A 23,195-nucleotide genomic window follows, 5' to 3' on the forward strand; every position below is an offset into this window, starting at 1 on the left:
GCTCGGCAACCCTCCCTGGGTTCCCGGCTCGATGTAGGGCTGCGGGCCGGGGTCAGCTGCGCGGCACCGCGGGCAGGCTGACCGGCGACCCTTGCGGCGAGGCGTCGATTCGCCCGCCGAGTGCGGGAGCAGTGCCGTCATCGAACTGGCCGCCGACGTCGCCCGCCGCAAAGTCACCCTCCTGGCGGTGACGTCGGAGAGTGAGTGTGCCCGCCGCTCCGGTCAGCGCCCCTGCCGCGAAGGCAAGGATGAGTGCTCGCCGCGCGGTGGACTTCCTTTTTCGTGCCATGACCGCTCCCTGAATTCGACGTGCCTGCCGTGTCCTGATTGTCGGACCCGACTGACGGAGCCGCGCGTCTAATCGGCAGACATGCATGAAGCGAGTCTCACTCGCGTGCGGGGCATCGTGGGCTGGTTTCGGCGTGCGAGAGGCGGCGTTCAGGAAGACTGAAGCCATCAGCGGCGGTTCGCATGTCGATTTCTGCAGGATCACGCATGAACTTCGTGCCCCGATCACGGCTGACGGCGGGGTCGGTGAGCTGATGGCGTGGCTGACGAGGAGTAGCGACGGTGAGTGAAACAGATCTTGGCGCCCGCAGTGATCGTGGCAGTGATTACGCCGACCTGTCCCGCCTGGTCCGAGGCGCGGGTCTCCTCGACCGGCGGCCGCGCCGCTACGCGGTGCGGGTGACTGTGGTGTTGGTTGGTCTCGCGCTGATGGGCGTCGTGTTCGTCCGCCTCGGCTCGTCCTGGTGGCAGACGGCTACCGCCGCCGGCGTCGCAGTGCTGTTCGCGCAACTGGCGTTTCTCGGTCACGACGCCGGGCATCGGCAGATCCTCCGATCCCGCCGGGCGAACGACGTGATCGGCTTTGTCTGTGCAAACCTGGTGAACGGGATCAGTTACGGCTGGTGGGTCGACAAGCACAATCGCCACCACGCGCATCCCAACACCGAGGGCCGCGACCCTGACCTCGTGGTGGCTCCGCTGTCCTTCACCCCGGGTCAGGCCGCGACGCAGCGCGGCCTGCGCGCGCTGTTCGTTCGGCATCAAGCGGCGCTGTTCTTCCCCCTGCTGATGGTGGAGGGTCTGCATCTGCATGCCGCCAGCGTCCGGGCGGTCGTCTTCCGCAGCGGGCTCAGGCGCCGACGAGTGGAGGCCGGGCTGCTCCTCCTGCACTCCGCCGGCTACCTCGCGATCGTGTTCCTGGTCCTGAGCGTTCCGCAGGCGATCGTGTTCATCCTGGTCAATCAGGCCCTCTTCGGCCTCTACCTGGGCAGCTCCTTCGCCCCGAACCACAAGGGGATGCCGATCCTGACCGAGGCCGATGACGTCGACTACCTACGCCGTCAGGTCCTCACCTCTCGCAATGTGCGCGGGGGCCTGCTCCTCGACGCACTACTCGGTGGGCTCAACTACCAGATCGAACATCATCTCTTTCCCAGCATGCCCCGGCCGAACCTGCGCCACGCCCAGCCACTGGTGCGCCGGTTCTGTGCCGAACATGGCATCGCGTACCACGAAACCACCCTGATCCAGTCCTGGGCCCAGGGGCTGGCACACCTGCGGACAGTCGGGGCCGCATCGACCCGAACCGGCAACGACTGAAACCGCGTCCACAACCTCTTGACCAGCACACTGTTGGCGCCGTCGCCACCGCGCTCGGAAGGCGGGTGTTCAGGTCGGTGTGCCCGCCGCTGGCGATGACCGCGGTGAACCCGCCGACGGCCGGACCAATCAGATCGCGCGTCGTCCGCTCACTGACGGCTCTCCTTTATCTTCGGCAATGGCGTACCGTCGTCGCACCGCGCCTTGATCTCGCTCTTGTTGCCTGCGGACAGCAGCACCACCTGGATCTCCTTGACGGGCCCCGGGTCGTAGTCCCTGATGCTGTAGCCGGGGGCAGGAGCGACGTTGACAACGCGAGCCTGATCGCCGGTGCAGACCACAGTCACCACGCCACCTAGTGCCCGAACGGGTGTACCTGGCTTCGGGGAGGTCGGCGCTGGCGCGGCATTGGACGGCCTGGTCAGCTGCTCGGCACTGGGTGACGTTGGGAGGCCAGGGCTGGCCGAGGAATTGGCTCTGGCGGTCGGCTGAGCCGGCCCAGCCGGAGCGGCCAGCGTGCGGTTTGGTCGTGAGGATGGTGCGGGCTCGGCGGAAGTCTGGCGGGGTGCAGGTGGCTCAGTGGTGGCCGCATCGAAGGCGGCGTCGGGCGGGGTGGCACCGTCACGTGTGGCGACCCCGCCCGAGATGCCATCGACGGGTGCGAACTGGGGGAGCAGGAGCGAAATTGTCCCTGCCACCGCCATCAGAACGGGGATCAACACGGCGTGTGGGATGCGGCGGCGCCGACTGGCAGAGGAACCGGCGGTAGTCGGTGCCGACTCGGGTACCCGCTGCGCAGCCTGATCCACTCGCCGCTCGGCGTCATCGGACAAACCGTGCAGGGCCGTCGCCACCTCTGCGGCGTCCGGCCGATCCGCGGGATCCCTAGCGAGGCAACGGTCGAGGAGACGGTGAACCTCGGGTGACACTCCCTCGATGTCAGGCAGCGGTGCCGGGTCGACGTATACGTGAGCAGTCAACATCTGCGTGGGGGTCTCCGCCGACCAAGGCAGCTCGTTGGTCAGCGTTCGGTACAGCAACAGTCCGAGCGCGTAGACGTCGGAGGCAGGCAGGACAGTGCCACCGGCGAGCCGTTCGGGCGCGAGGTAGGCCGCGGTGCCCAACAGTTGTCCGTCCGCCTCCAGCTCCGGCCGACCGACAGTGGTGGCGATACCGAAATCGACCACCTTCACACCGGCCGGTGTCAGCATCACGTTGGACGGCTTGATGTCCCGGTGCACCAGTTGACGTTCATGCGCGGCGGCGAGCGCCTGGGCGACCTGCGCGCACGTCCGCATCGCGGCGGCCGGCGGCAGCGGACCGGTGGCGAGTCGCTGGGACAGGGTCTGGCCGGGCAGCAGTTCCATCACCACGTACGAGACCTGGCGGCCGGCGGCATCGGTGTGCTCGCCATAGTCGTACACACTCGTCACGTGCGGATGCCAAAGGCCCGCTGCGGCCCTGGCCTCTGCCTGGATGCGTTGCCGTGCGCCTCGGGCGGCGGCCTGCGTGCCGGCCAGGACCTTGACGGCCACCGCACGTTCGAGGACGCGGTCCCACGCCCGCCAGACGATCGACATGCCGCCAGAGCCGAGACGGCTCTCGACCTGATACCTGTCGTCCAACAGATCACCGACCATCACTGGGACAGCTTGCCAGAGTGGACTCGCGGCGGCATGGCGACCGATTTCGACGCTGGTCAGAAGCGTTCACGACCAATGCGACTCGACGATGTCCGACTGCGGTGCGGCCGAGTCGATGGCATCATGCCCAGGATCACGGATGTTCATCGATCGAGGGGGCGACGGTGCACGGAGCAGACAGATCGGCGACCCGGCGGCGGATGCGACAGCTCACCGCCGGCATGGTCGGCGCGTTGGCCGTACTGGCCGCCGTTCCGGCACCCGCCCGGGCGGCCACGTGGTCCCCGATCCAGGTCGTGTCGGAGGCAGGTTGGAGCGGGCAGGACCAGCCCTTCGTCGCTGTCGACCGGCAGGGCGACTCGCTGCTCGCCTGGGCTGGCTGCGACAGCAACACGAGCGGTTGTTACGACCAGGTGAAGGCGCAGACCGCCTCGGTCGACGGCCTGCTCGGGCCGGTCCAGACGCTCTCGCCGCTCGGCGCGTCCGCGTCGTGGCCCAAGGTCGCGTCCGACGACGACGGCGATTCCGCGGTGGTGTGGGTACAGGACGGTCTCGTGGCGGGCCGCCGGGTGTCGTCCACCGGCGAGCTGGGCCCGCTGCGCACGATCGCGACGTGGAACGCGATCAGTCCGGCGGTCGCGGTGGACCCCTCGGGTCTGGCGCTGGTGACCTGGACGGAGATCCGCGACGGCGCGTACACGACGAAGGCCCGTTACTTCGGCGCGGACAGCTTGCTCGGCCCGGAGCTGACCCTGGGCGTCGGTGCGGACCAGCCGGTTGTGGCCGTCGACCGCACCGGGATGGCCCTCGTCGCCTGGACGGAGAACTACGAGCGGGTCGTCGCGCGCCGGGTCCGCCCGGAGGGGGTTTCCGCCGTGCGGGCCATCGCTGGGGCGGCCACCGACGTCAGGTACGCCAGCGTTGCGGTCGCCCTGGATCGGGACGGAGACGCGGTGATCAGTTACCGGTGGTCGAAGGCGGGTGAGCCGCCTCGCCTACGGGTGCGGCATTACGGCCACACCGACACCTTGGGCAGTGTCATCAGCGTGTCGCCGGCCGCCCACGAGCTGAGCCTCTTCGATGAACTCGCCGGCGACCTCGACGGTGACGCGGTGCTGACCTGGGGCCGTTGGACCTCGGACGGCACGCAGGTCTTTGCCCGCTCGATCTCCAGCACCGGCGCCCTCGGCGCGGTCACCAGGCTCGGTGCCGGCGACTGGCCGAAGGTCAGCCTGGACGACGACGGCGACGGCCTCATCACCTGGCAGGCCCCCAGCCCGGACTTCTCGACCAGCCGGGTGCACGCCAGGACCATGGGGCAGGACGGTGCGTTCGGGGCGGCCGAGATCCTGGCCCCCGACGGGCGCTTCGCGCAGCCGGCGTCCAGCACGACGGGCCGATTCTCGGTGATCTGGCAGAAGGGGTCCCACCCGAGCGACATCCGGGCGCGCTTCGGTGGGCAAGCGGGCTGACCCGGCACCTTCGGAGCGCGAAGAAGACAATCTCGTCGAGTCAGCCGGCCAGTTGCCGACGGCGTGCCGCCAGGTCCTCCAGCACCTGACCGCGCCGGTCGTGCCAGGCCAGGGAGTCGGCGATCCCGGTGGACAGGTCGCGCTGCGCCCTCCAGCCCAGCACCTCCCAGGCCCGCCGGCTACGGGTGAAGCCGCCAGCGGTGTCTCCCGGGCGCCGGGGTGCCTCACGGACCAGAACCGGACGGTCCACCACCGCGTTGAACGCCGCGACCAGCTCCAACACCGTCGTGCCGGTACCACTGCCCAGGTTGAGGGCGGTGTGCGGAGCACCACCGACGGCGAAGATGTCGTCGAACCGGTCCAGCGCCCGAAGGTGGGCGTCGGCCAGGTCCCAGACGTGGACGTAGTCACGCAGCCCCGAACCGTCGCGGGTGGGCCAGTCCAGGCCGTTCACCGAGAACGGCACACCGGTCTGGTGCGCCTGCATCAACCGGCCCAGTGCGTGCGAGGGCGCGGCGACCTGGAGCCCGGTGCGCAGCGCCGGATCCGCGCCGATTGGATTGAAGTAGCGCAGGGACAGCACTCTCAGTGGGCTGCTGGCCGCGATGTCAGCGAGCATCCGTTCCACCACCAGCTTCGTCTGCGCGTACGGGCTGGTGGCGTGCAGTGGCGACACCTCGTCGACACCGAGATCCGCGTCCGGCCGGTAAATGGCCGCGGACGAGCTGAAGATCAACCGGTGTACGCCGTGCGCGAGCAGTCGGTCGACGAACTCCAGGGTGGCGGAGACGTTCGCCCGGTAGTAGTCCACCGGCCGGGCCACCGAGTCCGGCACCGCGATCAGGGCCGCGCAGTGGACGACCGCGTCGATGTCGGGATGCCGGGTCAGCAGCCGGTCCACCCCGTCCGCGTCCGCGATGTCGCCGAGATGGAAGGACCGCTCCCGGCAGAATTCACGACGACCGGTGACCAGGCTGTCCAGCACCACCGGTGTGTGGCCCGCGTCGATCAGGGCGGACGCCACAGTACTCCCGATGAATCCTGCCCCACCCGCGATCAGCACCTTCACGAGCAGACCTCCCCCGGCCGGAACTCGGCAGCGCGCCGTACCCTTCTGCATTCTTTTCACAGCGCAGGGCTCTTGACCTGGGAAATTGACCGATCGGTGCGCCGCCGGGACGTCGACAAGGACTGATGACTGATTGGCGGCTGGCCGGGTAGGCGGCGGCTCGGGTCGGACGTGCGGGTCGAATCAGGAGGCAGCATGACGGGGGAGCGCATCGGGGTCGCGGTGGTCGGACTGGGTGGAGCGGTCGCGACCACTGCGATAGCCGGGGTGGAGTTGTTGCGGTTGGGCATGACGGACATGTCGGGACTGCCCCTGGCGCACCGCACCGATCTGGTGCCGTACGAGTCGATGGTCTTCGGGGGTTGGGACCTGGCTCCGGACGACCTGGCCAAGGCGGCACACCTGCACCGCGTGGTGGAGCCGGCTCACCTGGACACTGTCGCGGGGCCGCTGGGGAAGATTCAGCCCTGGCCGGCCGTGGCGGACCCGGCGTACTGCCGCAACGCCACCGGAGCGAACGTGGTGCCGATCGGGCCGCTGCGCGAGCGGGTGTCGCACCTGCGCGCCGACCTGGGCCGGTTCAGGTCGGCGCAGGACGCGCAACGGGTGGTGGTGGTCAACCTGGCCTCCACCGAGGCCCGACCGGATTCGGCGTCGCCGGTGCTGCAGAGTCTTGACGGGTTCGAGGCTGGGCTGGACGCCGACGATCCGGTCATCACCCCGGGTCTGCTCTACGCGTACGCGGCGATCCGGGAGGGTTGCCCCTACGTGAACTTCACGCCCAGCCTGGGGGCCGACGTTCCCGCGCTGTTGGAATTGGCCGTTCGGGAGAGCGTGCCGGTGGCTGGCAAGGACGGCAAGACCGGGCAAACGCTGATCAAGACGGTGCTCGCCCCGGCCTTTCGGTCCCGGGCGTTGACCGTGGAGGGCTGGTACTCGACGAACATCCTGGGCAACCGGGACGGGCAGATCCTCGACGACCCGTCGTCGTTGGCCAGCAAGCTGGACACCAAGGGTTCGGTGCTCAACCAGATCCTCGGTTACGACGTGGACGACCACGTGGTCCGGATCGACTACTACCGGCCGCGCGGTGACGCCAAGGAAGCCTGGGACAACGTCGACCTGATCGGCTTCCTCGGGCAGCGGATGCAGCTCAAGGTGGACTTCCTCTGCCGGGACTCGATCCTCGCCGCGCCACTGGTGCTGGACCTGGCGCGACTCATGGCGGAGGCTGCCCGCCGCGGTGAGAGCGGTGCGCAGGAGCAACTTGGCTACTTCTTCAAGGCCCCGATGACCCGGGACGGCCGGACCCCCGAACACGCGCTGCACGCGCAGGAGCGGACACTGCTGGACTGGCTGGACGCGGCGGCATGACCACCGCGTTGGCGGCACCGCCGGTCGACCGACTGGCAGCCGTGACACCCACGCTGCGCCAGATCGGCGACCTCAAGCGGGTCCGGGTGGCCCACGCCGAGGGCTCGGTGGCCGAACGGGCGTTCTCCCGAGCATGGGCGGCCATCGCCGGCGGCGCCGACCCTGCGGTCGTCGCCGACCGGGAGTGCGCCGCCGCGCTGGCCGGGGCCCGCCTCGGTGGGATGGACGCGGCTACCCTCACCGCCTGCGGACTGGCGGAGACCGAGGTGGAGAGCGTCCTGGCCCGCGCCGTCGACGAACTTGTCGGCTCGTTGCACCCGGACACCGGACGCCGGGTGCGAGCGGCGCTGCCCCACCTGGTTGCCCAAGGCATGCCGGACGCGCCGGTTCCGTCGTTCGTGGCGGCCCTGCGCCGTCAGCCTCGCGCCGGCGCCACCGCCGCGGGACAGCCACGCCTGGTGGTCGAGCCAGCCGAGAACCACGCCGAGCACTGCTGGGCCGTCGCCGTGTACGGAGCGCTGCTCGCTGACGACACCGGCGCCGACCCGGCGCAGGCGTTCCTGCTCGGCCTGGCCCACCACCTGCACAACGCCCGGCTACCCGACGCGGGTTTCGCCGGTGAACTGCTGCTCGGCGCGTACCTGCAGCCGATGACCGACCGGCTCACCGAGTGGGAGTTGGCCGAGTTGCCGAACCCACTGGCCGCCCGAGTCAACGCGGTGTTGGCGTTCCGGGTGGACGCCGACACGCCACTCGGACGGACCTTTCACAGCGCGGATGTACTGGACCGGGTGCTTCAGGTGCATCATCACGCCCGCGCCGCCGCGTTCACCGTCGAGCACGCCCTGGTGGACCTGGCGCTCGTGCACGACGGCCCGGTGGTGGACTACCAACGGGCCGTACTGCGGGCGGCCGGGCTGTGACCGCCGTCCGCGCGGTGCCCGCCACCACAGCGACCGGGTGGCGTGGCCCCGACGGCGCGCCCCTGCACGCCGACACGTCGTGCACCCTCACTGACGGAGTGCGCCGCTGGCCGGTGGTGGAAAACATCCCCTGGCTGCGTCCGGACCGCGACGATCTGCGGGAGCAGGCGGTGGCCGCGCTCGACGCGGGTGAACCGGACCTGGCCGCTGTGACACTGCTCGCCGACTCCGACGACTGGTGGGACGGCCCGGCGCCGCCGGCGGATCAACTCCGTGCGGCCCTACGTGCCAGCACCCTGCGCGACGCGGTCGAGCTGCTCGGTCTCGGCCGTGTCGGGGTCTACTTCCTGCACCGCTGGTCCGACCCGAGCTGGTTGGCGGCTCTGGCGCTCACCGCCGCACATCCGCCCAACGGTCGGCCGGTGGTCGACGTGGCCTGTGGGACCGGCCACCTGCTGCGACACCTGGTCATGCACGGCCATCGCGATCTGACCGGCGTCGATGTGGTCTTCGCCAAGCTCTGGCTGGCCCGCCGGTTCGTGCTGCCGCCCGACGCGCCGGTGGCGCTGGTATGCGCCGACCTGACCGCGGCCTGGCCGCTACCACCTCAGGCGGCGCCTCGCCACGTGGCCTGCCACGATGCCCTCTACTTCCTGCCGGACAAGGCTGCCGTGGTGGCCGCCGCGCTCGCCTGCGCAGGGCCCGACGGGGCGGTGCTCCTCGGTCACCTGCACAACGCACAGCACCCCGCCGGCACGACCGGGCTACCGCTGCCACCCGCCAGCTGGGCGGCTCTGCTGCCGGGTGCCAACGCGTACGCCGAGGAAGAACTGACAGCGGCGACGGCGGCCGGGCGGCTGCCCGCTCCGGCCGACCCCGCCGCGCTGATCGGCACCGAGGCTGTCGGCCTGGCCCGGGACGCGGGCGACGCACCGGCCGACGCGGCCCTGCTGCGGCCCGCGCCGGCGAGCCCGCTGAGACCCAACCCGCTCTACACCGACGGGGTCCGCCGCTGGCCCGACCAGCGGTGGGCAGCCGAGTACGGCGACCGGGCCGCCGCGTACCTGCCGGAGCGTTGGCCGACGGATCTGGGCCCGGACGCGGTGCGACGTCGCCTCCTGCTTGACCTGCCCGAGCGGTGGTGAGTGATGAAACCGGTCGGGTGGGGTGTGGTCGGCTGCGGCTGGGTCGCCCGTGACCACGTCGCCCCGGCGATCCGCGCGGCCGGGCACCGGCTCGTCGCCGCCTGCGACCCGGATCCGGCCGCCGCCCGTGGGCTCGCCCCGGATCGGGTGGCCACGACCGACCTGCACAAGCTGCTCGATCATCCGGAGGTCGAGGCGGTACACGTCGCAACCCCCAACCACACCCACGCCGACGTGGTGGCGGCGGTGGCCAAGGCGGGGCTGCCGGTGCTGTGCGAGAAGCCCTTGGCGGCGACTGTGCCGGACGCCCGTCGACTGGTCGACGCGGCCGGCGGCGCCCTCGCCGGGGCTGCCTTCGACCAGCGGTTCCACCCCGCTCACCAGCGCATCGCCGAGATGGTCGCGGCTGGTGAGCTCGGCACGGTGACCGCGATCCGGATCGTCTATGGCTGTTGGCTGCCCGAGCGGTGGAGTCCGGACGGCCGACCGCACGACAACTGGCGGATCGACCCGGCCCGCTCCGGTGGCGGGGCCCTGGTGGACCTGGCCCCGCACGGCGTCGACCTGGTCGGTGTGCTGCTCGGCGACGACCTGGTCGAGCTGACCGTGCGGACCCAGCGGCGGGTGCATCCCTACCCGGTGGACGACGGAGCGCTGTTGGCCGGCGTGACCGGCGGTGGGGTGCTGGTCCAGGCACACGTGTCGTTCAACACCGCCGATCCGCTTCCTCGGCGCCGACTGGAGGTGGTCGGCACCGACGCGCAACTTGTCGCCGTGGACACACTGGGTCAGAGCGCCGGCGGCACACTGACCCGGCTCGACGCCACGACCGGGGCGGCCACCGAGGTGCCGTTCGACGTTGGCATGACTCCGTTCACCGGTCAGGTGCGCGCCTTCTCCGCCGCCGTACGCGAAGGCGGTTGGCAGTGGCCTCTGGACCGGGACCTGCGCCTGCACGAGCTGCTGTGCACCGCCGCGGAGAGGAGCTGACAGTGCCCCTCCGCCCGTACGCCTGCGCGAACTGCGGCCACTGGCAACGCTGGTTCGCGTCCCCGCCGTCCTGTCCGGTCTGCACGGACGTGCGCAACGCGCTGCCCGAGGACGGCTGGCAGTTCATCTCCGCCGAGGAGGTGGCGGTCGGACGGCAGGCACGCTCGACAGTTGTCGCTCCCGGCGTCACCGGCTACTGGTGCGAGCCGCAGCTCGGGCTCGGCACCACCGGCTGGGTGATCGAGACCGACGCCGGTCTGGTCGGTTGGGAGGCGGCCGGCTGGTACCCCGCCGATGCTCTCGCCGACCTGCGCGCCCGCGGTGGTCTGGTCGCGCTCGGGGCGAGCCACGTGCACGGGTACGGCGCTCTGTGGCAGCTGCAGGACGAACTGGCCCCGCCGGTGCTCGCGATCGGGGTCGACGATCTCGTCTGGACCAAGGCGTTCCAGGTGACCTGGCCAACCGACGATCGGCACCTGCTCGCACCCGGCCTGGTGATGTACCGAAGCGGCGGCCACTTTCCCGGCCACAGCGTGCTGCACGACGAGCACCGCGGAATTCTGTTCGTCGGTGACCTGATCAAGGTGGAGTTGGCCGGCGAGACACCGATCGGCCTCTCCTGCCACAAGGCCTTCCACGCCCAGATCCCGCTCTCACACGCCGAGGTGCGGCAGGCCCGCGACCTGGTCGAGACGCTCGACTTCGACGCGGTCGCCACACCCTTCGAGTACGCCGCGCCGGTCTCTCACCGGCAGGTGCTCGCCCTGTTCGACCGGCAGTTGCGGGGGCAGCCGACGGCCGGACCCATACCGATCGAGGAGCTGACGTGACCCGAGCCGCTGAACCGCGTACCCCCACCATCTTGGCGACCTCGGTCGTCGACCGGCTCGCCGCTGCCCTGCCAGCCGGCGAGGTTGGTGATTTCGACGTCTCCAAGCTGGACCGGCTCGGTCTGCCGGTCGTCTCCGCCGATCACCTCGGCGACGGCTGGCCCCGGGCCGCCGCCATGGGTTACGGCGCCACCCTCGAGCAGGCGCGCACCGGCGCGTACGGGGAGCTGGCGGAGGCCCTGTTGCTGCACGGACAGCTACGGGCCATGGTTCCCCGGCGGGCCTCGTACGCGCAGCTTCGCATCGAGCTGGGCGCCGACGGTGTCGTGGATCCCCGGTCGCTGGTGCTGCCCGCCGGCACCACTGTCGACGACGACCAGCCCCGCTCCTGGCTGCCCACAGTACGGTGGCGTACCGGCGAGTCGGTGCTGGTGCCTGCGGAGTTCTGCGGTTCCGCGAGCGAGGACCTGCCCTGGCAGGACCCGGCCGAGCGGCTCGTCACAGTTATCACCAACGGGTCGGGCGCCGGCGACACCGTCGAACGGGCCGTCGCACACGGCCTCCTGGAACTCCTGCAACGCGACGGCAACACCACAGCTTTCCGGGCCATGGACGCCGGCGTGGTGATCGACCTCGACGAGGTCCGGGACCCGGTGACCCGAGCCACCCTGGACCTGCTGCGGGCCGCCCACATCGACGTGGTACCGAAGCTCGCCTCTACCGCTTTCGGGCTGGTCGACGTGCACGTCGTCGGCATTGACCGGGAGCCGGAAACCCCGCCGCTGGCGGTCACCGCCTGCGGGGAGGCCGCCCACCCGGACCGGGAGACCGCACTGCGCAAGGCGCTGCTGGAGTACGTCTCATCCCGCTCCCGCAAGGTCTTCTCCCATGGGCCGTTGGAAGCGCTGCGGCGGTTCACGCCGGAGGCGTACTGGCGGCGCGAGTTCGCCCGACCGGCCGAATCACAGGAGACCCGTGCGCTGACGGCGATGCGCGAGTGGACACACCTCGACGGCGGGCAACTACGTGCCCTGCTGGAACCCGTGGTGCTGGCCCAGCGCAGCACAGTGCCCTTCACCGCGTTGCCCACCGTCACGCCCGGAAGCCTCGACGACCCGAGCGCACTGCTGGCGGACCTGCTGCACCGGCTCGCCGAGTTCGACGTGTTGGTGATCGTCGCACCCGGCGACGGGGCGGTGGCGGTCAAGGTGATCGTGCCTGGGCTCGAGGCGGAAACCATGTCGTACGGGCGCATCGCGGCGCGTGGGGTCGAGCGCCTGATGGAGAAGGACTCGCCGCTGGTAGGGCTCGGGGTGCCCCCGCACGGCGGTGCCGCACCGGTGGTCCTCGACCCGGCCGGCCGGGAGCGGCTGGGTGGCGATGCCTGGCTCGACCTGAGCCTGGTCGCCCGGACGATCGGCCCGCTCTATCCGCTCTACCGCGAACCGAGCCGGCACGTCGTCGCCCGGAGTCAGACATGAGCCTGCGATACGCCTACAACACCAATGGGATGACGTCGCACCGCCTCGACGACGCACTCGCCCTGCTCGCCGACTGCGGCTACGACGGCGTCGCTCTCACTCTCGACGTGGCCCACCACGACCCGTACGCGCCCGACCTCGCCGGGCGCACCCGCCGGCTGGCCCGCCGCCTCGACGCGCTCGGCCTCGCGAGCGTGGTGGAGAGCGGTGCGCGGTTCCTGCTCGACCCGCGGCGCAAACACCATCCGACACTGATCTCGCCGGGCGAGGACGACCGGACGCGGCGGCGCGACTTCCTGCGCCTCTGCGTGGACGTCGCTGTCGAACTGGGCAGCGAGGCGGTGTCGTTCTGGGCCGGCGTACCCGAGCCCGGCACCGACCGTGACCACACCTGGCACTGGCTCGTCGCCGGCGTCCGCGACGTCGTCGAGTACGCCGGCCGGCACGGCATGACGTGCGCCTTCGAGCCCGAGCCGGGGATGCTGGTCGACGACTGCGACGACTGGGCCCGGCTCGCGGCCGAGGTCCCCGGCCTCACACTGGCCCTGGACACCGGCCACTGCCTCGTGTCCGGCCGGTACGACCCGGCCGCCGCGGTGCGCGCCTTCGCGACCAGTCTGGGCACGGTTGCCATCGAGGACATGCCCCGAGGCCGGCACGAGCATCGCGCCCCCGGCGAGGGCGATCTGGACTTTCCAGCGGTGCTCGGCGCGCTGACCGAGGCAGGCTATCCGGGTCTGGTCAGCCTCGAACTCTCCCGGGACGCACATCGGGCCGACAGCCTGGTGCCTGCCGCACTGGCCGCGCTGCGCCACGCCGAGCAGCAGCCCCGCACATCCGCCGAGTTGAAGGTCGCTGTCCGATGAGGATCTGCTTTGTGTCGCGCCGATACTGGCCGGCAGTTTCGGGGATGAGCGCGTACGCCGAGAACCTGCTACGGCACCTGGTCCGCGCCGGCCACGAGCCCACCCTGGTGTCCCAGTACCGGGGCGACACTGCGGGCCGCGCCGTCTACGGCGGCGGCCCACCACCGCCGGAGCGGGTGCCTGCCGGCGTCGAGGTGCACGCATTGGAGGCGCGCGGGGAACAGGCCGTGGGCCGGGGCGAGCCGGCGGACTTCGAGGCGGACGTCGCGGAGATGACCGACACCGTGCTGCGGCTGCACGCCCGCCGACCCTTCGACGTACTGCACGCGCAGTACGCGTACCCCAACGGGCTTGCGGTGCTCCGTGCTGCCCGGGCGGCCGGACTTCCCGCCGTGGTCTCCGTGCAGGGTGGCGACGGTCACTGGGTCGGCACCTGCTGCGCCACACACCGTCACCTGGTGCGGGCGGTCTTCGCGCACGCGCCGGCACTGCTGATCGGGTCGCCGTCGTTCGCCGCCGAGGTCAGCCAGCGGCACGACCTCGATCCGACCCGCTTCACCGTCGTACCCGGCGCCACCGACACCGAACGATTCGTGCCGGTCGCGTCCCCCGGTCGGGTCTCGGACCCGGCAGTGCTGCTGTACCACGGCCGGGTCGACGCGCGGAAGGGCGTGCTCGACCTGCTCGACGCGGTCGCCAAGCTCCGTGCGGAAGCGGTTCCGGTGCGTCTGCTGCTCTCGGGCATCGGCCCCGACCTGGGCACCGTCGAGACCCGGATCACCGAGTTGGGCCTCGTTGACATCGTCGAAATGCTCGGCGCGGTGCCGTACGAGCAGGCCCACGAGGTGTACGCGCGGGGAGAGATCTTCGTCAGTCCCACCTACGCGGAGGGCTTTTCCAACACCATCCTGGAGGCGATGGCCAGCGGCCTGCCGGTCATCTCCACCGACGTGGTCGGCGTCCGCGACTGCGTGCGTCCGGAGGAGAACGGTCTGCTGGTGCCGGCCGGCGATCCCGCGGCCCTGGCGGCGGCCGTCCGCCGCCTGCTCAACGACCCGGCGCTGCGCCGTAGCCTCGCCGGGCAGGCCCGCAGTGACGTCGAGCAGCAGTGGAGCTGGCCGGTGATCGCAGGTCGGATCACCGCCGTCTACAACGGGTTGGCCGCACCCATACCGGAGATCCCTGACCCGCCGGTCGATTCGAGCTGTCGCTTCCGCGCGGCACCGCACCTGCTGTGAGCGCGAGGATCAAGCCGGGTGCGCGAGCCCCGCAGTCCCGAACGACGGACCGCCGGTGACGACGCGCCCCGGGGTCGCGGTGGCGGTCAGCCCGCACCTGGACGACGCGGTGTTCTCCGTCGGCGGCACCCTCGCAGCGCTGGCCGCGACGGGTTGGACGGTACGAGTGGTCACCTGCTTCACCGCCAGCGTGCCAAACCTGTCACCGTTCGCCCTGGCCTGCCAGCTCGACAAGGGGATCGCGGGCGACGTCGACTACATGGCGCTGCGCCGGGCGGAGGACGAAGCAGCCTGTGCGGTGCTCGGGGTGCAGCCGGTACACCTGCCACTACCTGAGGCGCCGCACCGCGGTTATCCCGACCCGGCCGCGCTCTTCGCCGGTGTCCGAGCCGATGACCGGGCGGCAGCGGCCCTCGTACCGGCGCTGCGTCCGCATCTGGCGGACGCCGACGTGATCCTCGCGCCGCAGGCCCTCGGTGACCACGCCGACCATCGCGTCGTCACCGAGACGGTCGCCGCGCTCAGGCCGGACGGCCTGTGGTGGCGCGACGTGCCGTACGTCAGTCGGCAGCCAACTGCGTCACCGTGGCGCTGCGTGCCCGACGGTGTCGAGGAGGCGGGCGCCGACATCAGCGATCATCTGGCCAGTAAGGTGGCGGCCGCCACCAGCTATCACAGCCAACTCGGGTTCCAGTTCGGTCAGATTGGGGTGGCTCCGCTGCTGCGGAACCTCGCCGCCGAGGAGGCTGCCAGGTTGGGCCTGCCGGGCGCGGTCGAGGCGTTTCGCGGGAGGGTGGACCGTCTCCGGTTGATCAGCGCGGTATCGCCGGGGTCCGCTTGATGGACATGCGCCGTCAGCCTCGAAGCGGGAGTCACTGAAGGACCGTCACTGCGACTGAGCGTCCGCGCACTGGCTGGTTGCAGCGCCGGTCTCCTGGATGCTCCGCAGCTAGTTGCGGAAGGGCGAGGCGTACCCCGCGGACTGCTCACGCGCAGGCACTGCGCGGCGAAGAGGATTGGGCAAGAGGCGAAGAGGATCGTTCTTTTCGCGGGCCCAGCACAGCGGTCTCCTGGAAGAGACACATTTCCCACGGATTCCGACGAATCCTCGAGGCCCAGGAGGCCCACCATGAAGGTAGCCGTCGTCACCGGTGCAAGCTCCGGCATCGGCCAGAGCGCCGCCGTGCAGATCGCCCGGCGCGGTACCGGCGTCATCCTGACCTACAGCTCCAACGAGCAGGGCGCCAAGGACACCGTCGCGCGGATCGAGCAGCAGGGTGGCACTGCCGCCGCGCTGCACCTGGATCTCGGCGACACGGCGGGATTCACCAGCTTCCGGGAGGCCGTTGCGCAGGTGCTGCGCGAGACCTTCCAGCGGGACTCCTTCGACCACCTGGTCAACAACGCCGGATTCGCCGGCATGGCGATGATCGAGGACACCCGGGAGGAGGAATTCGACCGGCTCACGGACGGCCTGTTCAAGGGGCCCTTCTTCCTCACCCAGGCCCTGCTGCCGCTCCTCGCCGACAACGGCGCCATCGTCAACCTGACCAGCAACTCCACGCTGCCCCAGGTGACCGCGCCGGGATACTCCGTCTACGCGGCTCTCAAGGGCGCCGTGGCAGTGCTCACCCGCTACATGGCCAAGGAGTTCGGTCCCCGCGGCATCCGCGTGAACTCGGTCGCACCGGGAGCCACAGTCACCCGCTTCGCCGACGACGCATTCAGCAAGAACCCGCAGATCATCCCGGAACTGGCCAAGACCTTCACTCTCGGCCGCGTGGGTGAGCCCGACGACATCGGCATGGTCATCGCCATGTTGGTCTCCGAGGAAGGCCGGTGGATCACCGCGCAGGACATCGAAGTCTCCGGAGGTCAGAACCTCTGAATGTGTGCCCAATCCTGCCGGGCCAGCAACCCCGTATGGAGGTTTGTACAAGAATGGCTTCCATGTCTGCCCTGGATGAGATGCGTGAGCTCCTCAACCGGCACGCGCGGCCCGACATGAGCACGGCGATCGAGGGCATCCGGGTATGCAAGTTCAACCATCCGAATGCTTCGGCGGCCGGGATGTCCGGGACCGTGCTCGCAGTCATCGCCCAGGGCGGCAAACGCCTCGCCCTGGGCGAGCGCCTCTACGAGTATGGGCCCGGCGAATACCTGATCGCCTCCGCCGACCTGCCCGTCACCGGCCATGTCCTGGACACCGGGCAGCCCACCCTCGGCTTCGGCATGACTCTCGCTCCCTCAGCCCTTGCTGAGTTGCTCCTGGAAGCCGATCCCCGAGACCTGCCAGCCACCCCACGCGCCGCATCACCCGGCATTGCCGTCTCCACGGCCTCGCCGTCACTGCTGGACGCCATCGTGCGCCTGCTGCGGCTGCTGGAGCAGCCCGCGGACCGCAAGATCCTCGCTCCCATGGTCAAGCGGGAGATCCTCTGGCATCTCCTGCGCGGTGAGCAGGGAGTCGCCATCCGCCAACTCGGTCTCGCCGACAGCGGACTGGCCCACATCAGCCGCGCCGTGCGTCAGATCCGGGAGAACTATGCCAACGCCTTTCGCGTGGAGGACCTGGCGGAAATCGCCCGCATGAGTGTCTCCGCGTTCCACCGCAACTTCCAGACCGTCACCGGGATGAGCCCCATCCAGTTCCAGAAACGCATCCGTCTGCAAGAAGCCCGGCTCCTGCTCGCCAGTCGCCCCTCCGACATCACCGGTGTGGGCCTCAGCGTCGGCTACGACAGCCCTTCCCAGTTCAGCCGTGAATACCGCCGCATGTTCGGCACACCACCCAGCAAGGACACCCAACTCCGCACTCCGCCAGCGGACCTCGTCACTGCGCTGCCCTGAGCTTGAGCCGGTCTGCCGGGACGGCAGTAGAACGGTCCAATTCCCACTGCGGGCGGGGCAGCGTGGCTGGACCATCCCGGCCGCGATGCCGGCGATACTCTGGGCGTGGAGTACGTGTCCAGAGTGCCGCGACCGCCGCTGGACGGGCTGATCGACGACCTCTACTACCTGGAGGGTGCGCCGCCGTACGCCCGGTTGACGCTGCCGCCGCCGTCGGCGTTGCTCATCGTCAACCTCGGTGCGCCGTTCCGCATCCGCGCCGGCGCCGACATCGAGGCGGCCGAGTACGCCGACGGCTGCGTGGTCACCATGCCCACCCGCGCGTGGGAGTTCGGCTACCCACTCCGGACCCGGTCCGTCGGCGTGCACTTCAAGCCGTGGGGCCTGGCGCCGTTCCTGCCGATGCCCGCGGCCGAGCTGTGCGACCGGCCGGTCACGGTGGAGCAGATTTGGGGCCAACCCGCCATTGCTGAGCTGCGGGACCGGCTGGCGACGGCGACCGGGCCGTACGAGATGCTGACGCTGCTCGAGGAGGAGCTGACGCGACGGCTGTGCGAGACCGCGGGTCTGGGGCTGGTCCGCCATGCGAGCAGCGTCATCGCGGCGACCGGTGGGACGGTGGCGATCGGCGACCTGACGACTTCGGCCGGTGTCAGCAGCACTCACCTGGCGCAGCGGTTCAAGGAGCTCATCGGCGTCACGCCGAAGCGGCTGGCCCGCACCTACCGCTTCGCGGCCACAGTGCTCTCGATCGACCCCGCCGGACCGATCGACTGGGGTGACCTAGCCGGTGGCGCGGGCTACTTCGACCAGGCCCACTTCGGCCACGAGTTCCGGGCGTTCACCGGGCTCACGCCGACCCGGTACCTCGAAGTCCGGCGGCGGTTCCTGCGCGAACATCCCGGCCACGTGCTGGACAGTTGGCCGCTGCCAGCCGATTGATTTCTTACAAGAGCGACAGCTCACGACACGCTAACTTGGGGGCACCCCCAAGCAGAGGAGAGCCCCGTGGGCAAGGTGGTCATGTACAGCTCGGTGTCGGTGGACGGCTTCATCGCGGACGAGAATGACCAACCCGGACCGCTGTTCGACTGGCTGTCCAGCGGGGACGTGCCGTTGGACGAGAGCGGCGAGTTGAAGGTGTCGCGAACGTCCTACGACTACACCCGGTCGTACTGGGACGAGATCGGCGTCACCATCGCCGGCCGCCACGTCTTCGACATGACGGACGGCTGGGACGGGAAGCCTCCGGGCGGGGTCGACCACGCGGTCGTCGTGACGCACCGGCCGCAGCCCGAGGGGTGGGACCCAGAGGCGCCGTTTCACTTCGTCGACGGCGTCGAGGCAGCCGTGGCCAAGGCGCAGGAGCTCGCGGGTGACCGCATCGTCGAGGTCGCCGCTGGCGACGTCGGTGGCCAGGCGCTTGCCGCGGGACTGGTCGACGAGGTGCGCATGGACGTCGTACCCGTCGTGTTCGGGTCCGGCAAGCGCTACTTCGGGTCGGTCCAGGCGCAGCACCTGTTGGAGGACCCTGACGTGGTGATTCAGGGCAATCGGGTGCTTCACCTGCGCTATCGGGTACGCCGTTGACCTTTCGCCCGGATGTTGTGGTTGAGGTGGAACACGTTGTGCGGGTCCCAAATCGTCTTGAGTGCGGTGAGCCTGGCGAGCTTGGCGGCCGGGTATGCGCGGCGTACCCCGCGTTGCCCCTCGTCGGCGGCGATTGAGTTGACGTAGACACCGTCGGCGTACGGGTCGAGCGCGGCTCCCGCACCGCGAGCCGCTGCCATCCGGATGTCGTCTTCGGACGGCTCGGTCCAGCGGGAGCCGGCGCCGAACTCGAACATGGTGCCGCGGTAGCTGAACGCGGCGTCGGCGTCCGCGACGTCGGCGATGGCGCCGCCGTGCGCCTGCAGGCCGACGTTGGCCAGGTGGGCGCCGGTGTGCAGGTCCGATGCGCCGCGCAACAGGAACGCCTCGATCGCGGCAGTGGGGAACCGCCGCAGGTAGTGCGCGCTGGAGTACCGGCGGTAAGCGTGGCCGCCGACGGTGTCGTCGCGTTGCTGCAGTTGCAGGTATGAGGGGGTGGTGACCCGCTCAGCGATCGGGCGCCCGAGCGCGCGCATCGCCGGCAGCAACCGGTGACCCTGTGCCGGGTCGCCGACCCATACGAAGCCGACGGTGGCGATTGGGCCGCTGGCCGTGCTCTGGACATCGGCGGTGAAGGTCGCCTGCCTCGGCGCGACGGCGTTGAGGTCCCGCCAGCCTTCGAGCACCGGTACGGCGTCCTCGGCGCGGAAGTCGAACTCGGCGACCAGGGTCTGCGTTCCGGTGTGGTGCAGTTGGAATTCGAAGTCGGTGACGATGCCGAAGTTGCCGCCCCCGCCGCGCAGGCCCCAGTAGAGGTCGGGGTTCTCGGTTCGCCTCGCGGTCACCACCTGCCCGTCCGCGGTGACCATCGTGTAGGAGACGACGTTGTCGCAGGCCAACCCGTGTTGGCGGGCGAGCCAGCCCATGCCGCCGCCGAGGGTCAGGCCGCCGACGCCGGTGTGCGAGACGTTACCCGCGGTCGTGGCGAGGCCGTACGGCTGCGACGCCCGGTCGAGTGCGCCGAGCAGCGCGCCGCCCTGGACCCGGGCGCGTCGTCGGATCGCGTCGACCCGAACGCCGTTCAACGGGGTCAGGTCGATCATCAGGCCGTTCGCGGGGACGGCGTGGCCGGCCACGTTGTGCCCGCCGCTGCGTACCCCGATCTCCAGGTCGAGTTCGCGGGCCAGGCGCACCGCGGCCACCACGTCGGTGACGCTCGCGGCCTGCACGATCATCCGCGGGTGCCGGTCGATCATGGCGTTCCAGACGGTGCGGGCCGCGTCGTAACCCGGACTACCCGGGGTGAGGAGGCGGCCGTCGAAGTGGGGACTGGTAGTTGTCATACATCGGAGCCTGACGGAAATCGGTACACCCGGTAAGGTCCGATTTCATGGGCCGAATCAGGACCAATTCGAGCACTGCGGAGGACCTGCTCATCCATGTCGACCGGTCCGCTGCCGAACCGCTGCACCGGCAGATTGCCGCCTCGATCCGGGACAGCATCCGGGCCGGCCGGTGGCGTCTGGGAACGTCCCTGCCGCCCACCCGCACCATCGCAGCCGATCTGGGAGTCTCCCGCGGCGTCGTGGTCGAGGCCTACCAGCAACTCGTCGCCGAGGGCTACCTCACCAGTCGGGCGGGCGGCTACACCCGGGTCGCGGTCGAGCCGGTCCCGCCGTCGGCGGGTCGGCGCGGCGGGGATCGACCGGCGGCCCGGATCGACTTCGGGTACGGCCGCACCGACGTGTCGTCATTCCCTCGGGCCGCCTGGCTGCGTTCGGTGCGAACGGTCCTCACCACCACGCCGAACGAACGCTTCGCCTACCTCGACGGGCGTGGCGTACCCGAACTGCACGCAGCCCTGATCGACTACCTCAGCCGGGTCCGCGGCACGTCGGCCCGACCGGAGAACGTCGTGATCTGCAGTGGCTACGGTCAAGGCGTCGCGCTGATACTCCAGGTGCTCGCGGCGCGCGGCGCGCGCAGGGTGGCCGTCGAGGACCCGTCCGCCGACGATGACGCCCGCCTCGTCGCGGCCGCCGTCGGCCTGGACGTGATCGGGGTCCCGGTCGGGCCAGACGGCATTCTCGTCGAGGAGCTCGAACAGACCGACGCGGACGCCGTCGTGCTGACGCCCTCGCACCAGTGGCCCACCGGCGGCGTCCTGTCGGCCACCGCGCGGGCCCGGGTCATCGGCTGGGCGCAGCGTCGCGGCGCAGTGGTGATCGAGGACGACTACGACGCGGAGTACCGCTACGACCGCTCGCCCGTCGGCGCCATGCAGGGGTTGGCGCCCGACGCCGTCGTCTACTGCGGCACCGCGAGCAAGACCCTCGCGCCAGGGCTGCGCCTCGGGTGGCTGCTTGCGCCGTCACACCTGGTCGACGACATAACGGCGGCGAAGGTACGGGCCGACCGCGGCTCTCCCGTCATCGACCAACTCACCTTCGCCGACTTCCTCACCCGCGGCGAATTCGACAGGCACCTACGGCGCATGCGCCCGGTCTACCGCCGCCGCCGCGACGCACTCCTGGCCGCGCTGCGCGCACGGCTGCCGGAACTGGAACCGGTCGGTGTCGCGGCGGGCCAACACGTCGTGACCTGGCTCCCGCACGACCTCGACGAGGCCTCGGTCGTGGCTGGCGCCGCCCGGCGCGGACTGGTCGTGCAGGGCGTCTCCCGGTACCGACTGAGCCCTGCCGGACCCGGTGGGCTGATCTTCGGCTACGCCACCCTCACCGAACGCTCCATCACCGACGGAGTGGAAGCCCTTGCCGACGCGGTCGCAGAGGTCCGTACGCACCCAGTTGCAGGGCATTTGTCAGGGCAATCGTGGATGGCGGCGGTGAGTTCCAGTTAGGATAAAACCCCCATACTTCATCTCAAACCACCCTGAACAGGTGTCGATTTTGCCTCACATTTCAGGTGCCGTGCTGCTGGTGCTGCTGGCATTGACACCGATCGTGTCGACGAACACCGTTCCGCCGGACCAGTCGGACTTCTCACTGAGTGTCAGCCCCAGTCGGATGGTCGTACCAGCCGCCGAGATTGGGCGGCCGCGGCAGTTCACCGTGAGCAACCGGGGTCGATCGGCGATCGACGTGTCGATGCGAACGGCGAGTTTCGCGGTGGACCCCACCGGAGAGTTGACGTTCCGTTCGGACGCGGCACACACGGCGATCGACTGGGTCACGCTGGACCCGAAGCGTTTTCGGCTGGCCCCCGGTGCGACCGAACTGGTGGACCTCCGGATCGCGGTGCCGCCGAACGCCGAGCCCGGCGAGCATCAGGTCGCGGTGATCTTCTCGGCGCCACCGCCGGCCGATGCACCCGGGATGACCATCCGCCGCAGTGTCGGAGCGCCGGTCTACGTCACGGTGCCGGGCGACGCGATCGAGTCGGTGCAGGTCGCCGAGGTCGATGCGCCCGGTTTCGCGCTGAGTGGTCCGCTGGCGCTAACCGCGACGGTACGCAATGTCGGCACCCTCCATCGCGACTTCGTCGCCGCCGACCGGTTGCGGGCCCGGGTGGCGGGGGAGGACGTGACGTTTCCCGACTTCACCCTGCTTCGGGACGGCAGCCGACAGGTCAGCGCCCGGTGGGAGGATCCACCCCTGGTCTGCGTCTGTCGGGTGACCGTCGCGGTGTCGAACCCAGACGGCCGTTCGGGGAGTGCGCAGGCCACGGTCGTCATCGTCCCGTTGCACCTCATCGGTCCGTTGGTCGGGGGCCTCGGGTTCCTGCTCCTGCTCGGCTGGATGCTCCGGCGTCGCCGGGTCGGCACCGCTGCGGTGACGCCGCAAGCGTCCACGTTGGCCGCCGATGGAGAGCACCAGGCGCCGCCGACGTGGGTCGTCGACCACCGAAGCCGGTAGTCGAGGCGTTGTCCCTCGTTCTGTCCTGATTGGTCCGTCCGGCCCGTCTATCGCGACCGGCCGAGCAGTTCTCATGATTCACGAAATGACGCTCTGGCTCGCTCCTTGTCGGTGTTTTGTCCTGTTTTTACGAATTAGGCGGTAACGAGGCATATCGGCCGGCATACCCTAACTGAGGCTTATGGAGGGGTTGGCGCATGCTGATGGCGATGGTGAATGGCTTTACAGCGAGGTGGGGCTG

At 70.2% G+C, this 23,195-nt stretch carries 21 protein-coding genes; 17 read left to right on the forward strand and 4 right to left on the reverse strand.

Going from position 1 to position 23,195, the window contains the following annotated elements:
- Window positions 1–52: 52 nt before the first annotated feature.
- Window positions 53–289, reverse strand: a complete 237-nt coding sequence (locus ACLJOK_RS05235; protein ID WP_410816462.1) for a hypothetical protein — start codon at window positions 287–289, stop codon at window positions 53–55.
- Between the two features lie 398 nt (window positions 290–687).
- Here ACLJOK_RS05235 and ACLJOK_RS05240 point away from each other — a divergent pair, with 398 nt between their 5' ends.
- Window positions 688–1,608 (forward strand): fatty acid desaturase family protein, encoded by a 921-nt coding sequence (locus tag ACLJOK_RS05240; protein WP_410816464.1) that lies wholly within the window; start codon window positions 688–690, stop codon window positions 1,606–1,608.
- 149 nt (window positions 1,609–1,757) lie between these two features.
- Here ACLJOK_RS05240 and ACLJOK_RS05245 read toward each other — a convergent pair whose 3' ends face one another.
- Window positions 1,758–3,248 (reverse strand): protein kinase domain-containing protein, encoded by a 1,491-nt coding sequence (locus tag ACLJOK_RS05245; protein ID WP_410816465.1) that lies wholly within the window; start codon window positions 3,246–3,248, stop codon window positions 1,758–1,760.
- A gap of 203 nt (window positions 3,249–3,451) precedes the next feature.
- Here ACLJOK_RS05245 and ACLJOK_RS05250 point away from each other — a divergent pair, with 203 nt between their 5' ends.
- Complete coding sequence (locus ACLJOK_RS05250; protein WP_410816466.1) at window positions 3,452–4,723, forward strand: hypothetical protein; 1,272 nt, start codon at window positions 3,452–3,454, stop codon at window positions 4,721–4,723.
- Between the two features lie 40 nt (window positions 4,724–4,763).
- Here the strand turns inward: ACLJOK_RS05250 and galE are convergent, their stop codons facing one another.
- On the reverse strand, window positions 4,764–5,792 hold the full coding sequence (gene galE, locus ACLJOK_RS05255; RefSeq protein WP_410816467.1) for a UDP-glucose 4-epimerase GalE: 1,029 nt from the start codon (window positions 5,790–5,792) through the stop codon (window positions 4,764–4,766).
- A gap of 195 nt (window positions 5,793–5,987) precedes the next feature.
- Here galE and ACLJOK_RS05260 point away from each other — a divergent pair, with 195 nt between their 5' ends.
- The 13 genes from ACLJOK_RS05260 to ACLJOK_RS05320 all read left to right on the forward strand — a co-directional run bounded on the left by ACLJOK_RS05260 (window position 5,988) and on the right by ACLJOK_RS05320 (window position 19,079).
- Window positions 5,988–7,166 (forward strand): inositol-3-phosphate synthase, encoded by a 1,179-nt coding sequence (locus tag ACLJOK_RS05260; protein ID WP_410816468.1) that lies wholly within the window; start codon window positions 5,988–5,990, stop codon window positions 7,164–7,166.
- A complete protein-coding gene (locus ACLJOK_RS05265) occupies window positions 7,163–8,089 on the forward strand; it encodes an HD domain-containing protein (protein WP_410816470.1) in 927 nt (308 codons plus the stop codon). The genes ACLJOK_RS05260 and ACLJOK_RS05265 overlap by 4 nt, the downstream gene beginning before the upstream one ends.
- A complete protein-coding gene (locus ACLJOK_RS05270) occupies window positions 8,086–9,234 on the forward strand; it encodes a class I SAM-dependent methyltransferase (RefSeq protein WP_410816472.1) in 1,149 nt (382 codons plus the stop codon). The genes ACLJOK_RS05265 and ACLJOK_RS05270 overlap by 4 nt, the downstream gene beginning before the upstream one ends.
- Window positions 9,235–9,237: 3 nt before the next feature.
- On the forward strand, window positions 9,238–10,224 hold the full coding sequence (locus ACLJOK_RS05275) for a Gfo/Idh/MocA family protein (RefSeq protein WP_410816473.1): 987 nt from the start codon (window positions 9,238–9,240) through the stop codon (window positions 10,222–10,224).
- Between the two features lie 2 nt (window positions 10,225–10,226).
- Window positions 10,227–11,054, forward strand: a complete 828-nt coding sequence (locus ACLJOK_RS05280; RefSeq protein WP_410816474.1) for an MBL fold metallo-hydrolase — start codon at window positions 10,227–10,229, stop codon at window positions 11,052–11,054.
- Complete coding sequence (locus ACLJOK_RS05285; protein ID WP_410816475.1) at window positions 11,051–12,535, forward strand: YcaO-like family protein; 1,485 nt, start codon at window positions 11,051–11,053, stop codon at window positions 12,533–12,535. Before ACLJOK_RS05280 ends, ACLJOK_RS05285 begins: the two co-directional genes overlap by 4 nt.
- Entirely contained in the window at window positions 12,532–13,401 is an 870-nt protein-coding gene (locus ACLJOK_RS05290) for a sugar phosphate isomerase/epimerase family protein (RefSeq protein WP_410816477.1), read from the forward strand. The genes ACLJOK_RS05285 and ACLJOK_RS05290 overlap by 4 nt, the downstream gene beginning before the upstream one ends.
- 44 nt (window positions 13,402–13,445) lie before the next feature.
- On the forward strand, window positions 13,446–14,639 hold the full coding sequence (locus ACLJOK_RS05295; RefSeq protein ID WP_410816479.1) for a glycosyltransferase family 4 protein: 1,194 nt from the start codon (window positions 13,446–13,448) through the stop codon (window positions 14,637–14,639).
- A 55-nt stretch (window positions 14,640–14,694) separates the two neighbouring features.
- Window positions 14,695–15,480 (forward strand): PIG-L deacetylase family protein, encoded by a 786-nt coding sequence (locus ACLJOK_RS05300; protein WP_410816480.1) that lies wholly within the window; start codon window positions 14,695–14,697, stop codon window positions 15,478–15,480.
- A 288-nt stretch (window positions 15,481–15,768) separates the two neighbouring features.
- The gene (locus ACLJOK_RS05305; protein ID WP_410816482.1) at window positions 15,769–16,527 is read left to right on the forward strand and encodes an SDR family NAD(P)-dependent oxidoreductase; all 759 of its coding nucleotides are present in this window, start codon (window positions 15,769–15,771) and stop codon (window positions 16,525–16,527) included.
- Between the two features lie 62 nt (window positions 16,528–16,589).
- The gene (locus tag ACLJOK_RS05310) at window positions 16,590–17,489 is read left to right on the forward strand and encodes an AraC family transcriptional regulator N-terminal domain-containing protein (protein WP_410816483.1); all 900 of its coding nucleotides are present in this window, start codon (window positions 16,590–16,592) and stop codon (window positions 17,487–17,489) included.
- A 105-nt stretch (window positions 17,490–17,594) separates the two neighbouring features.
- Entirely contained in the window at window positions 17,595–18,431 is an 837-nt protein-coding gene (locus ACLJOK_RS05315; RefSeq protein ID WP_410816485.1) for a helix-turn-helix domain-containing protein, read from the forward strand.
- 66 nt (window positions 18,432–18,497) lie between these two features.
- Entirely contained in the window at window positions 18,498–19,079 is a 582-nt protein-coding gene (locus tag ACLJOK_RS05320) for a dihydrofolate reductase family protein (protein ID WP_410816486.1), read from the forward strand.
- Here the strand turns inward: ACLJOK_RS05320 and ACLJOK_RS05325 are convergent.
- Window positions 19,061–20,422 (reverse strand): FAD-binding oxidoreductase, encoded by a 1,362-nt coding sequence (locus ACLJOK_RS05325; RefSeq protein WP_410816487.1) that lies wholly within the window; start codon window positions 20,420–20,422, stop codon window positions 19,061–19,063. The genes ACLJOK_RS05320 and ACLJOK_RS05325 overlap by 19 nt on opposite strands.
- Before the next feature lie 47 nt (window positions 20,423–20,469).
- On the opposite strand from ACLJOK_RS05325, the gene ACLJOK_RS05330 reads away from it, so the two are divergent.
- Together ACLJOK_RS05330 and ACLJOK_RS05335 are read left to right on the forward strand one after the other, a co-directional pair.
- Window positions 20,470–21,939 carry a PLP-dependent aminotransferase family protein gene (locus ACLJOK_RS05330; protein WP_410816488.1) on the forward strand — a complete coding sequence of 490 codons (1,470 nt, stop codon included), beginning with the start codon at window positions 20,470–20,472 and terminating at the stop codon, window positions 21,937–21,939.
- Between the two features lie 40 nt (window positions 21,940–21,979).
- Complete coding sequence (locus ACLJOK_RS05335; protein WP_410816489.1) at window positions 21,980–22,954, forward strand: hypothetical protein; 975 nt, start codon at window positions 21,980–21,982, stop codon at window positions 22,952–22,954.
- Window positions 22,955–23,195 lie beyond the last annotated feature (241 nt).

This window comes from Micromonospora sp. 050-3 (genome assembly GCF_046549335.1).
Classification (GTDB): Bacteria; Actinomycetota; Actinomycetes; order Mycobacteriales; family Micromonosporaceae; genus Micromonospora; species Micromonospora trifolii.

Excerpts from the sequence above, each read along its gene's own strand:
- ACLJOK_RS05235 (WP_410816462.1), bottom strand. The coding sequence starts at position 289 with ATGGCACGAAAAAGGAAGTCCACCGCGCGGCGAGCACTCATCCTTGCC.
- ACLJOK_RS05245 (WP_410816465.1), bottom strand. The coding sequence starts at position 3,248 with ATGGTCGGTGATCTGTTGGACGACAGGTATCAGGTCGAGAGCCGTCTC.
- ACLJOK_RS05250 (WP_410816466.1), top strand. The coding sequence starts at position 3,452 with ATGCGACAGCTCACCGCCGGCATGGTCGGCGCGTTGGCCGTACTGGCC.
- ACLJOK_RS05260 (WP_410816468.1), top strand. The coding sequence starts at position 5,988 with ATGACGGGGGAGCGCATCGGGGTCGCGGTGGTCGGACTGGGTGGAGCG.
- ACLJOK_RS05265 (WP_410816470.1), top strand. The coding sequence starts at position 7,163 with ATGACCACCGCGTTGGCGGCACCGCCGGTCGACCGACTGGCAGCCGTG.
- ACLJOK_RS05275 (WP_410816473.1), top strand. The coding sequence starts at position 9,238 with ATGAAACCGGTCGGGTGGGGTGTGGTCGGCTGCGGCTGGGTCGCCCGT.
- ACLJOK_RS05290 (WP_410816477.1), top strand. The coding sequence starts at position 12,532 with ATGAGCCTGCGATACGCCTACAACACCAATGGGATGACGTCGCACCGC.
- ACLJOK_RS05295 (WP_410816479.1), top strand. The coding sequence starts at position 13,446 with ATGAGCGCGTACGCCGAGAACCTGCTACGGCACCTGGTCCGCGCCGGC.
- ACLJOK_RS05305 (WP_410816482.1), top strand. The coding sequence starts at position 15,769 with ATGAAGGTAGCCGTCGTCACCGGTGCAAGCTCCGGCATCGGCCAGAGC.
- ACLJOK_RS05310 (WP_410816483.1), top strand. The coding sequence starts at position 16,590 with ATGTCTGCCCTGGATGAGATGCGTGAGCTCCTCAACCGGCACGCGCGG.
- ACLJOK_RS05325 (WP_410816487.1), bottom strand. The coding sequence starts at position 20,422 with ATGACAACTACCAGTCCCCACTTCGACGGCCGCCTCCTCACCCCGGGT.
- ACLJOK_RS05330 (WP_410816488.1), top strand. The coding sequence starts at position 20,470 with ATGGGCCGAATCAGGACCAATTCGAGCACTGCGGAGGACCTGCTCATC.